Annotated in this window: 11 protein-coding genes; 6 read left to right on the top strand and 5 right to left on the bottom strand. The window is 63.6% G+C overall.

Annotation, left to right across the window (positions count from 1 at the left end):
- The first annotated feature begins 143 nt into the window (after nt 1–143).
- The 3 genes from ycaC (AC2CGW_RS11365) (at nt 144) to AC2CGW_RS11375 (ending at nt 3422) form a co-directional block, all read left to right on the top strand.
- Nucleotides 144–773: an isochorismate family cysteine hydrolase YcaC gene (ycaC, locus tag AC2CGW_RS11365; protein WP_054893711.1), complete on the top strand. Its 630-nt coding sequence runs from the start codon at nt 144–146 to the stop codon at nt 771–773.
- Between the two features lie 58 nt (nt 774–831).
- On the top strand, nt 832–1383 hold the full coding sequence (locus AC2CGW_RS11370; protein WP_186669860.1) for an antibiotic biosynthesis monooxygenase: 552 nt from the start codon (nt 832–834) through the stop codon (nt 1381–1383).
- A 200-nt stretch (nt 1384–1583) separates the two neighbouring features.
- A complete protein-coding gene (locus AC2CGW_RS11375; RefSeq protein WP_186670025.1) occupies nt 1584–3422 on the top strand; it encodes an amidohydrolase in 1839 nt (612 codons plus the stop codon).
- Nucleotides 3423–3425: 3 nt separating this feature from the next.
- On the opposite strand, the gene AC2CGW_RS11380 is transcribed toward AC2CGW_RS11375, so the two are convergent.
- The gene (locus AC2CGW_RS11380; protein WP_186711876.1) at nt 3426–4337 is read right to left on the bottom strand and encodes a LysR substrate-binding domain-containing protein; all 912 of its coding nucleotides are present in this window, start codon (nt 4335–4337) and stop codon (nt 3426–3428) included.
- Between the two features lie 134 nt (nt 4338–4471).
- On the opposite strand from AC2CGW_RS11380, the gene ycaC (AC2CGW_RS11385) reads away from it, so the two are divergent.
- Both ycaC (AC2CGW_RS11385) and AC2CGW_RS11390 read left to right on the top strand, forming a co-directional pair.
- Nucleotides 4472–5101 carry an isochorismate family cysteine hydrolase YcaC gene (ycaC, locus tag AC2CGW_RS11385; RefSeq protein ID WP_054893711.1) on the top strand — a complete coding sequence of 210 codons (630 nt, stop codon included), beginning with the start codon at nt 4472–4474 and terminating at the stop codon, nt 5099–5101.
- A gap of 114 nt (nt 5102–5215) precedes the next feature.
- Entirely contained in the window at nt 5216–6034 is an 819-nt protein-coding gene (locus tag AC2CGW_RS11390) for an alpha/beta fold hydrolase (protein ID WP_186711806.1), read from the top strand.
- Nucleotides 6035–6145: 111 nt separating this feature from the next.
- Here AC2CGW_RS11390 and AC2CGW_RS11395 read toward each other — a convergent pair whose 3' ends face one another.
- The 4 genes from AC2CGW_RS11395 to AC2CGW_RS11410 all read right to left on the bottom strand — a co-directional run bounded on the left by AC2CGW_RS11395 (nt 6146) and on the right by AC2CGW_RS11410 (nt 11090).
- Entirely contained in the window at nt 6146–7933 is a 1788-nt protein-coding gene (locus tag AC2CGW_RS11395; RefSeq protein ID WP_484574050.1) for a monovalent cation:proton antiporter-2 (CPA2) family protein, read from the bottom strand.
- A gap of 221 nt (nt 7934–8154) precedes the next feature.
- Nucleotides 8155–9171, bottom strand: a complete 1017-nt coding sequence (locus AC2CGW_RS11400; protein ID WP_186667350.1) for an alpha/beta hydrolase — start codon at nt 9169–9171, stop codon at nt 8155–8157.
- Nucleotides 9172–9204: 33 nt separating this feature from the next.
- Complete coding sequence (locus AC2CGW_RS11405) at nt 9205–9459, bottom strand: DUF2790 domain-containing protein (RefSeq protein WP_186667351.1); 255 nt, start codon at nt 9457–9459, stop codon at nt 9205–9207.
- A 143-nt stretch (nt 9460–9602) separates the two neighbouring features.
- Nucleotides 9603–11090: a YifB family Mg chelatase-like AAA ATPase gene (locus AC2CGW_RS11410; protein ID WP_484574051.1), complete on the bottom strand. Its 1488-nt coding sequence runs from the start codon at nt 11088–11090 to the stop codon at nt 9603–9605.
- A gap of 365 nt (nt 11091–11455) precedes the next feature.
- Between AC2CGW_RS11410 and leuA the strand changes: the two genes are divergently transcribed.
- On the top strand, nt 11456–13153 hold the full coding sequence (gene leuA / locus AC2CGW_RS11415) for a 2-isopropylmalate synthase (RefSeq protein WP_484574052.1): 1698 nt from the start codon (nt 11456–11458) through the stop codon (nt 13151–13153).
- The last annotated feature ends 75 nt before the right edge of the window (nt 13154–13228 follow it).

The raw sequence follows: 13228 nt of genomic DNA on the forward strand, positions 1-13228 counted from the left end.
GTGAAAAGGGCGACATCCGTTTCATCGTTCCAAAAAAAGAACGCTAAGGCCGTTTTTCACCATCTACCGCCAGAAACGCGATGTTTTTAATCTGTGCCCATGCAGTCGAGACAACAACCCACCCCACCCGAAGGAGCACGACCATGAGCCAATTCACCTACAACCGCCTGAACAAAGACGACGCCGCCGTACTGTTGGTCGACCATCAGGCAGGCCTGCTGTCGCTGGTCCGCGACATCGAGCCGGACAAGTTCAAGAACAACGTGCTGGCCCTGGCCGACCTGGCCAAGTTCTTCAACCTGCCGACCATCCTCACCACCAGCTTCGAGCAAGGCCCCAACGGCCCGCTGGTGCCAGAGCTCAAGGCACTGTTCCCGGACGCGCCCTACATCGCCCGCCCTGGCCAGATCAACGCCTGGGACAACGAGGACTTCGTCAAGGCGGTGAAGGCCACCGGCAAGAAGCAACTGATCATCGCCGGTGTGGTAACTGAAGTGTGCGTGGCCTTCCCGGCGCTGTCGGCCCTGGCCGAAGACTTCGAAGTATTCGTGGTGGCCGATGCCTCCGGCACCTTCAACGAGATGACCCGCGACGCCGCCTGGCGCCGGATGGAAGCTGCCGGCGCGCAACTGATGACCTGGTTCGGCGTGGCCTGCGAGCTGCACCGCGACTGGCGCAACGATGTCGAAGGGCTGGCCGCGCTGTGCTCCAACCACATCCCGGACTACCGCAACCTGATCACCAGCTACAACGCCCTCACCGCTGGCAAGTGACCCACCCCGCCAGGCGCCACCCACGGCGCCTGGTCAAATTTTGCTCAGGTATTCAGCGATGAACAACAGCAGCGTGGTCACCCTGGTGATCCAGCACAAAGTCCGGGCCGATGCCCTGGCGCACTACGAGACCTGGTTGCGTCGTACCGTCGGTGTTGCCCGCCGCCAGCCTGGTCATCTGGACGTGAACGTGATTCGTCCGGATGACAATGGCGGCCAGTTCACCACCGTGGTGCGTTTTGCCGATGCAGGGCAACTGCGTGCCTGGGTCGATTCACCGGAGCGCCAGCGCCTGGTCGCCGAAGTGCTGCCGCTGCTGGAAGAGGGTGACCAGACCCGTATCCACGACGATCCGGAGTTCTGGTTCACCCCGTCCAGCACGCCAGCCACACAGCCTGCGCGCTGGAAGCAGGCGGTGCTCACTTATCTGGTGATCTGCCCGATGACCCTGCTGGTGCCCCAGTTGCTGGCGCCGCTGTTCGCAAAGGTGCCGCCGCTGGGCGGGCCGTTGGCCAGCAACTTGCTGGTCAACCTGTGCGTCATCCTCCCGGTGGTGTTCTTCATCATGCCGTGGGTGACGCGCCGCTGCGCCGGATGGCTGCGCCGTTGAGCGCACGCCTGACGATCCAGTGCTAGCGTTCAATCGCCTGCCGATCACCCCTCCGGACGGAGAGCACCATGAACCAGGATCCCACCGACAAGAGCCGCCGCCGTTTCCTCGCCAACAGCACCCTGCTCGGTGCGGCCGGCGCGCTCTGGTCAGCACTGCCCTTCACCGATTCCGCCCATGCCGACATTTCAGGAGATCCCATGACCGCAGACCTCATTCTGTTCAACGGCAAGCTGCACACCGTCGACCGTGAAAACCCCACAGCTACCGCCGTGGCCATCAAGGACGGGCGCTTCGTCGCCGTGGGCAGCGATGCCGAGGCCATGGCCCACAAGGGCAACAGCACGCAGATCATCGACTTGAAGCAGCGCACGGTGATCCCCGGCCTGAACGACTCGCACCTGCACCTGATCCGCGGCGGCCTGAACTACAACCTCGAACTGCGCTGGGAAGGCGTGCCGTCGCTGGCCGATGCCCTGCGCATGCTCAAGGAGCAGGCCTTGCGCACACCCACGCCGCAATGGGTACGGGTGGTGGGTGGCTGGAACGAATTCCAGTTCGCCGAAAAACGCATGCCTACCCTCGAAGAAATCAACCAGGCAGCGCCTGACACGCCGGTGTTCATCCTCCACCTGTACGACCGTGCCCTGCTCAACCGCGCCGCATTGCGTGCCGTCGGCTATACCAAGGACACGCCCAACCCGCCCGGTGGCGAAATCCAGCGTGACAAGTTCGGCAACCCGACCGGCATGCTCATCGCCCGCCCCAACGCGACCATCCTCTACGCCACCCTGGCCAAGGGGCCGAAGTTGCCGCTGGAGTACCAGGTCAACTCGACCCGCCAGTTCATGCGTGAGCTCAACCGTCTCGGGCTGACCAGCGCCATTGATGCCGGTGGCGGCTACCAGAATTTCCCGGATGACTATTCGGTGATCCAGCAGCTGGCCGACAACGACCAACTGACCGTGCGCATCGCCTACAACCTGTTCACCCAGAAACCCAAGGAAGAACTGGACGACTTCAAGAAGTGGACTTCAAGCGTCAAGGTCCACAGCGGCACCGACTTCCTGCGCCATAACGGTGCTGGCGAGATGCTGGTGTTCTCCGCCGCCGACTTCGAGGACTTCCTCGAGCCGCGTCCGGACCTGCCGCAGACCATGGAAGAGGAACTCGAACCGGTGATCCGTCACCTGGTCGAGCAGCGCTGGCCGTTCCGTCTGCATGCCACCTACGACGAGTCCATCTCGCGCATGCTCGATGTGTTCGAGAAGGTCAACCGCGATATCCCGTTCAACAACCTGCCGTGGTTCTTCGACCACGCCGAAACCATCTCGCCGAAGAACATCGAGCGGGTGCGGGCGTTGAATGGCGGGATTGCCATCCAGGACCGCATGGCCTTCCAGGGTGAGTATTTCGTCGACCGCTACGGCGCCAAGGCTGCAGAGAAAACCCCGCCGATCCAGCGCATGCTCGCCGAGGGCGTGCCAGTGGGTGCTGGCACCGATGCCACCCGGGTGTCGAGCTACAACCCCTGGACCTCGCTGTACTGGATGGTCAGCGGCAAGACCGTCGGCGGCCTGGAGCTGTACCCGGAAGGCCTGAGTCGCGCCACGGCGCTCGAGCTGTTCACCCATGGCAGTGCCTGGTTCTCCAGCGAGCAGGGCAAGAAGGGGCAGATCAAGGTCGGGCAGTTGGCTGACCTGGCGGCGCTGTCGCTGGACTTCTTCAGCGTCGAGGAAGAGGCGATCAAGAGCATCGAGTCGGTGCTGACGGTGGTGGATGGCAAGGTGGTGTACGGCGCGGCGGAGTTCGACAAGCTCGGCCCGGCGCAGATTCCGGTGGTGCCCGAGTGGTCGCCGGTGGCCAAGGTGCCGGGCCACTGGCGGGCCGGTGCGCCACTGGCGGCGGCGGTACACCAGTGCGTCGGGCCGTGCGGGGTGCATGCGCACAGCCATGAGAAGGCTCGGCATTCGAGCGTGCCGGTGAGCGACTATCAGGGCTTCTGGGGAGCGCTGGGCTGCTCCTGCTTCGCGTTCTGACGCTCAAGCCATATCGCTGACCGCAAACTCCTCGGCCAGATGGTCGATCAGCGAGCGCACCGAAGGCAGCAGCCCGCGCCGCGACGGGAAGATCGCATGGACGATCCCGCAGCGCGGCTGCCACGCCGGCAACATCTCCACCAGGCGCCCCTGGGCCAGGTCCTCGCGCACCGCCACCCGCGGCAAGTGCGCGATGCCCACCCCCGCCACCACGAAATGCCGCAGCGCGAACAGATCATCGGTGACCATGCGCGGCGTGTGCGCGATCACCAGCTTGCGCGCCATGTCCTCCCCCTGAAACAGCTCCCATTGATACTTCTGCTGCGCCGCGCCCCAGTGCAGGCTCGGCAGCGTGCTCAACATCTGCGGTTCGAAACCCTCGGGCAACTGGGCGAGAAACGATGGATGGCCCACCAGGCATTGGGTGCTGTTGCTCAGCACCTTCATCACCATGTCGGTGTTCTCCAGCGGCGGGAAGCGCACCCGTAGCGCCACATCGAAGCCTTCATGCAACAGGTCGACGCGACGGTTGGTGCTCTCGATGAACAGCTCCACCTGTGGGTACTTGAGCATGTAGCGCGTGAGCATCGGCCCGACCCACGAGTTGAGCAGGGTAGTGGGGCAACTGATACGCACCAGGCCACGTGGTTCGCTGCGGTTGCGCTCGATGATCTCTGCCGCGCCCTCGGCTTCCACACGCATGGCCAGGCAACGGTTGTAGTAGGCCTGGCCGATCTCGGTCAGCGAGCAGTGGCGGCTGGTACGGTGCAGCAGGCGAACGCCAAGACGGTCTTCCAGGTCGGCGATGCGCCGGCTGAGTTTCGACTTGGGCATGTCCAGCGCCCGGCCCGCCGGGGCGAAGCCGCCATGCTCGACGACCTGGGTGAAGAAATAGAGGGAATTCAGGTCTTCCAAGATCGTTCTCCAGATAGAACGCTACAGACAATTTTTGCAGTCTACCGCAACAAAGGTGATGTTTTTAATCTGTACTCATCAACGCGCACTACCCCACCTACCGCACATCGAAGACACATTTGGGAGTACAGACCATGAGCCAATTCACCTACAACCGCCTGAACAAAGACGACGCCGCCGTACTGCTGGTGGACCACCAGGCAGGCCTGCTGTCGCTGGTCCGCGACATCGAGCCGGACAAGTTCAAGAACAACGTGCTGGCCCTGGCCGACCTGGCCAAGTTCTTCAACCTGCCGACCATCCTCACCACCAGCTTCGAGCAAGGCCCCAACGGCCCGCTGGTGCCAGAGCTCAAGGCACTGTTCCCGGACGCGCCCTACATCGCCCGCCCTGGCCAGATCAACGCCTGGGACAACGAAGACTTCGTCAAGGCAGTGAAGGCCACTGGCAAGAAACAGCTGATCATCGCCGGTGTGGTAACTGAAGTGTGCGTGGCCTTCCCGGCGCTGTCGGCCCTGGCCGAAGACTTCGAAGTGTTCGTGGTGGCCGATGCCTCCGGCACCTTCAACGAGATGACCCGCGATGCCGCCTGGCGCCGCATGGAAGCTGCCGGCGCGCAACTGATGACCTGGTTCGGCGTGGCCTGCGAGCTGCACCGCGACTGGCGCAACGACGTCGAAGGGCTGGCCGCGCTGTGCTCCAACCACATCCCGGACTACCGCAACCTGATCACCAGCTACAACGCTCTCACCGCTGGCAAGTGACCCACCAATGGCCGGTCGGTACGCCTCGTGGCCGACCGGTCAGCTGCGCGATGGAATGTTCCTCGCGCCCCGCACTCAAGATCCAGACCTACCCGACTTTCAGGAGATTCCGACATGAGCACACTAGTTACCCGCGATGGCACCGCGATCTATTACAAGGACTGGGGCAGCGGCAAGCCCGTGCTGTTCAGCCACGGCTGGCCGCTGGACGCCGACATGTGGGATGGCCAGATGGAGTTCCTGGCCAGCCGCGGCTATCGCACCATCGCCTTCGACCGCCGCGGCTTCGGGCGTTCCAGCCAGCCGTGGAACGGTTACGACTACGACACCTTCGCCGATGACATCGCCCAGCTGATCGAGCATCTGGACCTGCGTGACGTCACCCTGGTCGGCTTCTCCATGGGCGGCGGCGATGTCACCCGCTATATCGCCAAGCATGGCAGCGAGCGCGTGGCCAAGCTGGTGCTGCTGGGCGCGGTGACTCCACTGTTCATCAAGACCGCCGACAACCCCGAGGGTGTCGACAAGTCGGTATTCGACGGTATTCGCGACGGCCTGCGTGCCGACCGTGCGCAGTTCATTTCCGACTTCGCCGCGCCGTTCTATGGCATCAACCATGGGCAGAAAGTCTCCCAGGGCGTACAGGCCCAGACCCTGAACATTGCCCTGCTGGCCTCGCTCAAAGGCACCATCGACTGCGTAACGGCGTTCTCCGAAACGGATTTCCGCCCGGATATGGCCAGGATCGATGTACCGACGCTGGTGATCCACGGCGATGACGACCAGATCGTGCCGTTCGAGACCACCGGCAAGAAAGCCGCCGAGATGATCAAGGGCGCGCAGTTGAAGGTATATCCCGGTGCACCACACGGCTTTGCCGTGACCCATGCTCAGCAACTGAACGACGACTTGCTGGCATTTCTGGCGAAGTGACCGGCTGAGGCCGGGCCTGCGCGACTGCGGCATCGAGGGCGACTGGAGACAGTCGCCCTTTTTGCTGTTTGTGTGGCGGGTTTTGTTTGAGCGACGTTCGTGTCACCCAACTCAGTCGCTATCCGATTCGAACAACCGCTCCAGCTCCACCCTGGCCTCCTTGGCCGTCTGCATCACCTTCGCCCGGTCATCGCGAACCCGCCCCTGTGCCTCCAGCACCTGCTGGTCGTGCTCGGTGAAGCGCTGGATGCGGTCTGCCGCCTGGGTCTCGCTCAGGCCGAGGCCGATCAGGGTCAGGCGGGTCATCTCCAGGCTCGAGTAGAAGGTCTCGCGAATCGGCTCGGCGCCGACGTCGAGCAACTTGTGCACGTGCTGGCGGTTACGCGCCCGGGCGATCACTTTCAGGTGCGGGTACTCATGCTTGACCCGCTCGGCGATGCGGATGGTCGCCTCCGGATCGTCGGTGGTGATGACGAAGTACTCGGCCTCGCCGACCTTGGCCGCATGCAGCACCTCGGGGCGCATCGGGTCGCCGTAGAACACCGGGGCCTGTTCGAAGGTGCGGGTCATCTCGATGGCATCGACCGAGGTATCCAGGGCGATGAAGGAGACTTTCTGTGCCCGCAGGATACGCGCCACGATCTGCCCCATGCGGCCCATGCCGATGATCACCACGCGCGGGGCGTCGGCCTGGATCGTGCGGTATTGCTCCGGCACTTCGCGCGCTGGCGCCGAGCGCTTGATCAGGCGCGAGCTGGCCAGCAGCAACATTGGCGTCAGGGCCATCGACAGGGTGATGGTCATCAGCAGCAGGTCGTAGGTGTAGGTGTCGAACAAGCCTTGGTCCTTGCCCAGCTTGAACACCACGAAGGCGAACTCACCTCCCGCCGCCAGCACCAGCCCCAGGCGCAGTGCGCTCAGGCGGTTCAGCCCGCCCACCGCACGCCCGACCAGCATCAGCAGTGGCAATTTCACTGCTACCAGCAGCAAGGTCAGGCCCAGCAGCAGCGCGGGTGCCTCCAGCAGCAGGCCAAGGTTGGCGCCCATGCCAACGCTGATGAAGAACAGCCCCAGCAGCAGGCCCTTGAACGGTTCGATCTGCGACTCCAACTCGTGCCGGTATTCGGAGTCGGCCAGCAGCAGGCCCGCGAGGAACGCGCCCAGCGCCATGGAAATGCCGGCTTCCTCCATCAGCCAGGCCGTGCCGATCACCACCAGCAGTGCGGTGGCCGTGGACACTTCCGGCAGGCCGGTACGGGCGACGATGCGAAACAGCGGGCGCAGCAGGTAGCGGCCGCCGACGATGACGATGGCGATGCTGCCGAACACCCGCAGGCCATGTTCGATGCTGTCGCCGTGGCTGGTGTCCGGGCCGCTGGCCGCCAGCAGGGGCACCAGCGCGATCAGCGGGATCGCGGCAATGTCCTGGAACAACAGGATGGCAAAGGCAAGGCGCCCGTGGGGGGCGTTCAGTTGCTTGCTTTCGGCCAGGCTCTGCAGGCCCAGTGCGGTGGATGACAACGCCAGGCCCAGACCGAGCACCACCGCCGCTGGCAGGGACTGGGCAAAGCCGAACAGGGCGATGGCACCGATGATCGCGCCGGTCAGCACCACTTGTGCCAGGCCTACGCCGAACACCGCCTTGCGCATCAGCCACAGACGTCGTGGGGAAAGTTCGAGGCCGATGATGAACAGCAGCAGGACTACGCCCAGTTCGGAAATGTGCGCCACGCTCTCGGTGTCGCGAATCAGGCCCAACGCTTGTGGACCGATGGCCACGCCAGCCAGCAGGTAGCCGATGACAGCACCCAGTTGCAGGCGCTTGGCCAGAGGCACGGCGACGACGGCGGCAAGCAGGAATATCACTGCGGTCTGCAGGATGCTGCCTTCATGTGGCATGGGTAGAACTCCAGGAGGCTTGGATGAAGCGCTGTGTGAGCAGGCGCCGGGGACGGTAGGCATTTTCGTCTCGGCGGGGGGAGGGGGCAACCGTAGGGGGTGGGAAGCAGCGTTCAGGATTTGGAGCCTTTGCAGCCCTCAAGGGCCTCTTCGCGGGCAAGCCCGCTCCTACAAATGTGGGAGCGGGCTTGCCCGCGAAGAGGCCGGTGAGGCGACTATCGTTATTGCAGATGTTCCTTCAGCGCCTGCGCCGCCTGATTCATCGCGCTACGAGTTCCGGGCACCTGCCCCAGCACGTTCAGCAATCCGAAGTCATGGATCATGCCGTTGTAGCGCACGGCAGTCACCGGCACACCGGCAGCATCGAGCTTGCGGGCGTAGGCTTCGCCTTCGTCACGCAGCACATCCATTTCGGCGGTCTGCACCAGTGCTGGCGGCAGGCCTTTGAGTTGATCCAGGCTAGCCCGCAGTGGCGAGGCATGGATGTCATCACGCTGGCGCGGGTCAGTGGTGTAGCTGTCCCAGAACCACTGCATCATGTTGCGCGTCAGGAAGTGCCCTTCGGCAAACTGGTTGTACGATGCATTGTTGAAGTTGGCGTCGGTCACCGGCCACAACAGCGCCTGGAACCGCAGCTTGGGTGTACCCGCTTCCTTGGCCTTGATCGCCACCACCGCCGCCATGTTGCCGCCGACGCTGTTACCGGCCACGGCCAGTCGGCTGCCATCCACACCGATTTCCTTGCCGTGCTCGGCCACCCAGCGGGTCGCGGCGTAGGCCTGGTTGATCGCGGTGGGGAACTTCGCTTCTGGCGATGGCGTGTAGTCGACATAGACTGCCGCCGCGCCGGAGCCGACCACCAGATCATGGATCAGGCGCTCGTGGGTCGGGTAGTCGCCCAGCACCCAGCCACCGCCGTGGAAGAACATGAACACTGGCAGCTCACCTTTCGCGCCTTGCGGGCGCACCACGCGGATGTCCAGCGGCTTGCCGTCGATCTGCAGTGTGCGACGCTCGACCTGGATACCCGAAAGATCGACCTTGACGCTGGCCTGCGCACCGCTGAGCACGGCCCGTGCATCTTTGGGCGCCAAGGTTTCCAGCGGCTTGCCGCCACCGGCGGCCAGGGCATCGAGGAAGCCTTGGGTGGTGTGCTCGACGCCGGCGCTACCGGCGGCGAAGGCGCTGTTGACGGCGAGGGCGAGCAGGCCGGCGGTCAGGGTGCGGGACAGTTTCATGGTTCAAGCTCCTCTGGGGTCGGGCCGTGGGGTTCAGTTCTGGTTGGCGGTGGTGGTTGGGTGGATGTAGCTGACCTTCTGCACCTGGCCGCTGCTATCGCGGTAGGTGAGGGTGGCAGCGGAGGCATGGCTGCGAGTGCTGTTCGGGGCATCGACCGCGATGACTTGGGCGATGTCCAGGTTCATGCCGTAGTGGTAAGGCGTGGCCTCGATGGACTGGGCGAAGGCGCCTGCAGTGGTGCCGAGGGTCAGGGTGGCGATGGCGAAGGCTTTGCGAAGGGTGGTCATGATCGTTCTCCAAGGGTTCGGTAAGGGATCAGCGACTGCTTGCTGCTTGAGTCGAATATTGCGCGCAAATATTTAGCGCGCAAAATATATTTCCGCTATGGAGAAGATTGAGTGGGTTAATCGGTGGTTGTACGGACGTCAGGTCAACTGCCGGGTCGGTATTGCAGGGCCTCGGCCAGATGGGAGCGGGCGATGCGCTCGGCCTGTTCGAGGTCGGCCAGGGTGCGGGCGACCTTGAGCAGGCGGTGGGCGGCGCGCAACGAAAGGTTGAGTCGCTCGCACGCGCCTTCCAGCCATGACTGGTCGGCGGATTTCAGGTCGCAATGTTTGCGCAGGCCTGGCATATCGAGAAACGCGTTGGCACAACCCTGGCGACGCTGTTGCCGCTCGCGGGTCTGGGCGACCTGGGCAGCGACGCTGGCGCTGGTCTCGCCACTGGGCTGGTGGCTGAGGGTGGTGCTTTCGCGTGCGACGGTCAGGTGCAGGTCGATGCGGTCGAGCAGCGGGCCCGAGAGCTTGTTGCGGTAGCGCTGGATCTGCTCAGGGCTGCACCGGCAGCGGGCTGCCGGGTCGCCCAGGTAGCCGCAGGGGCAGGGGTTCATCGCCGCTACAAGCTGGAAGCGCGCAGGAAAGCGCACCCGGTCCCTGGCCCGTGAAATCACGATCTCGCCAGACTCCAGCGGCTCGCGCAGCACCTCCAGCACACGCCGCTCGAACTCAGGCAGTTCGTCGAGAAACAGCACCCCATGATGGGCCAGGGTGATTTCCCCAGGCTGTGGCCGACTGCCGCCACCGACCAGTGCCGGGCCCGACGCGCTGTGATGAGGATGGCGAAACGGCCGCTGTGGCCAGCAGTTGATCGGTGCCTTGCCGCTGACCGACTGGATGGCCGCAACCTCCAGCGCCTCGTGCTCGTCCAGCGGTGGCAGCAAGCCCGGCAGGCGGCTGGCGAGCAAGGTCTTGCCAGTGCCGGGTGGCCCGGTGAACAGCAGGTTGTGCGCCCCCGCCGCCGCGACCAGCAGGGCGCGCTTGGCCGCGATCTGCCCCTGTACTTCGCTGAGGTCCGGATAGGGGCGCGCGCGTAGGGTCAGGCCATTGGCGGCATAGGCTGGCAGCGGTGCCTGGCCATTGAGGTGCGCCACCAACTCCTGCAGATGCCCGACCGCATACACCACCAGCCCACTGGCCAAACTCGCCTCCTCGGCATTCTCCCGCGGCACCACCAGTGCCCGCCCGGCCTCCCGCGCCGCCAGCGCCGCTGGCAGCACGCCCTGCACCGGGCGCAATGCCCCGGATAGCGCCAACTCGCCCAGGCATTCGAAATCGACCAAGGTCGCCACCGGCACCTGGCCGTTGGCGGCGAGGATGCCCAGGGCGATGGCAAGGTCGTAGCGCCCGCCATCCTTGGGCAGGTCGGCGGGGGCGAGACTCTGGGTGATGCGTCGGGCCGGGTATTCGAGGCCGGAATTGACGATGGCACTGCGTACCCGGTCCTTGCTTTCCTTGACCGTGGCCTCGGGCAGGCCGACCAGGGTGAGGTTGGGCAGACCGTTGGCCAAGTGGGTTTCGACGCTGACAGCGGGCGCCAGCACCCCGACCTGGGCGCGGCTGTGGACGAGGGCGAGAGACATGGACACTCCTTGGTCACTGGGGATGCCGCGTCCTGCGGCAGGGGCAAGGATAGCCAGGGGCGTGGGCAGTGGCGGGTGAAGAGTGCGACGAGATTTTGCCAAGGCATGGCGTTTTTTTGTTGAGTGGACACAGTCCGTCAGGCCCACCGTGGCGCAGCAGCGTGAAGATACTTTTTATGTCATATGGCAAGTATTCACTAAGAAAATTGATTTCTCAGCAATTTTAAAAAACATAACCCTGTTTCTGGGTAAACAGAACGCAATCCAGACTAAGCGCTTTCAGCATAAATTGGATCCAATATCAGATATACGCTCACCTCACCCAGCGCCAGCACGATCGCTTACAGGCCAAGGAGAACGCCACCATGATGTTGAAGAACCCTTCCACTAAATACCGCCATTTCAACGTGGTTGATCTGCCGGACCGCACCTGGCCTGGCCAGGTACAGAAAGCCGCACCGGTCTGGTGCAGCGTTGATATGCGCGACGGCAACCAAGCCCTGATAGAACCGATGAACGCCGAGCGCAAGCGCCGCTTCTTCGATCTGCTGGTCAAGGTCGGGTTCAAGGAGATCGAGGTAGGTTTTCCGGCGGCTTCGCAGACTGATTTCGATTACGTCCGTGAGCTTATCGAAAGCGGCGCAATCCCTGACGATGTCACCATCCAGGTCATGACTCAGGCGCGTACTCACCTGATCGAGCGCACCTTCGAGGCGCTCAAGGGCGTGCCGCGGGCCATTGTGCATGTCTACAACGCCACGGCCCCTGTGTTCCGCGAAGTCGTGTTCGGTGTCGACCGCGCTGGCTGTATCGATATTGCCACCCAGGCCACCCGTGAGATCAAGGCGTTGATGCAGGCCAATCCGCAAACCCAGTGGACCTACCAGTATTCGCCGGAAACGTTCTGCTTCACCGAGTTGGACTTCGGCCTGGAAATCTGCGACGCGGTCATCGCCGAGTTCCAGCCAACGCCGTCCAACAAGATGATTCTCAATCTGCCCACAACCGTCGAGGTGTCGACGGCCAACGTGTTCGCCGACCAGATCGAATGGTTCTGCAGGCATGTGAGCCAGCGAGACAGCGTGATCATCAGCGTGCACCCACACAATGACCGCGGCACCGGGGTGTCAACTGCCGAGCAGGCGTGCCTGGCGGGTGCCGAACGGATCGAGGGGACGCTGTTCGGCAATGGCGAGCGCACCGGCAACGTCGATATCCTGACCTTGGCCATGAATCTGTATACCAGCGGCATCAGCCCTGAACTGGACTTCTCGGACATCACCCACGTTCAGCGTGAGGTCGAGTACTGCAACCAGTTACCTACCCATCCTCGTCATCCCTATGCCGGTGAGTTGGTGTTCACTGCGTTCTCCGGCTCTCATCAGGACGCGATCAAGAAAGGCTTTGCGCGCCGCCGCGCAAACCCTCACGGTTATTGGGAAATCCCCTACCTGCCGATCGACCCTGCCGACATGGGGCGCAGCTATGAGGCGGTGATCCGGGTCAACAGCCAGTCGGGCAAGGGAGGCGTGGCGTATCTGCTGGAGCAGCAGGGCATCGTGCTGCCGCGGCGTCTGCAAATGGAGTTCAGCGGCGTGGTGCAGCGGGTTGCCGATGCCGAAGGCCAGGAAGTGACCAGCGATATGATCCTGGCCTGCTTCACTGAAACCTATCTGCAGCAGGGCAGGCCCTACACCCTGACCCAGCCCATGCTCACCAGTGACCGAGCAAGCACCTACGTCAGTGCTCAATTGCTCGTTGACGGTGGCCGCCTGCCATTGACCGGGGAGGGTAACGGGCCGCTCGCCGCGCTGGTCAACGCCTTTGCCGCACTTGGCCTGAATTTCGACATCGCCGACTACCATGAGCATGCGGTACGTGATGGCGCCCAGGCCGAGACGATCGCCTATGTGGAAATTCGCGTCAACAACCAGCTGCTTTTCGGTGTTGGTAAAGACAGCAGCATTCTCCAGGCTTCGCTGCAGGCTTTGGTCAGTGCCGTGTGCAGGGCTACTCGCCAGGGCCTGCTCGAGCCCTTGGGCAATACCATCGTCACGGCCTGAGGCGATATCGGCATTGGAAGCCTTGGGAACAGACTGCGGGCATGGTGCGGTGGTGGCCAGCCACGAGGTCCGCAT

Source organism: Pseudomonas sp. SYWMCR5 (assembly GCF_057197165.1).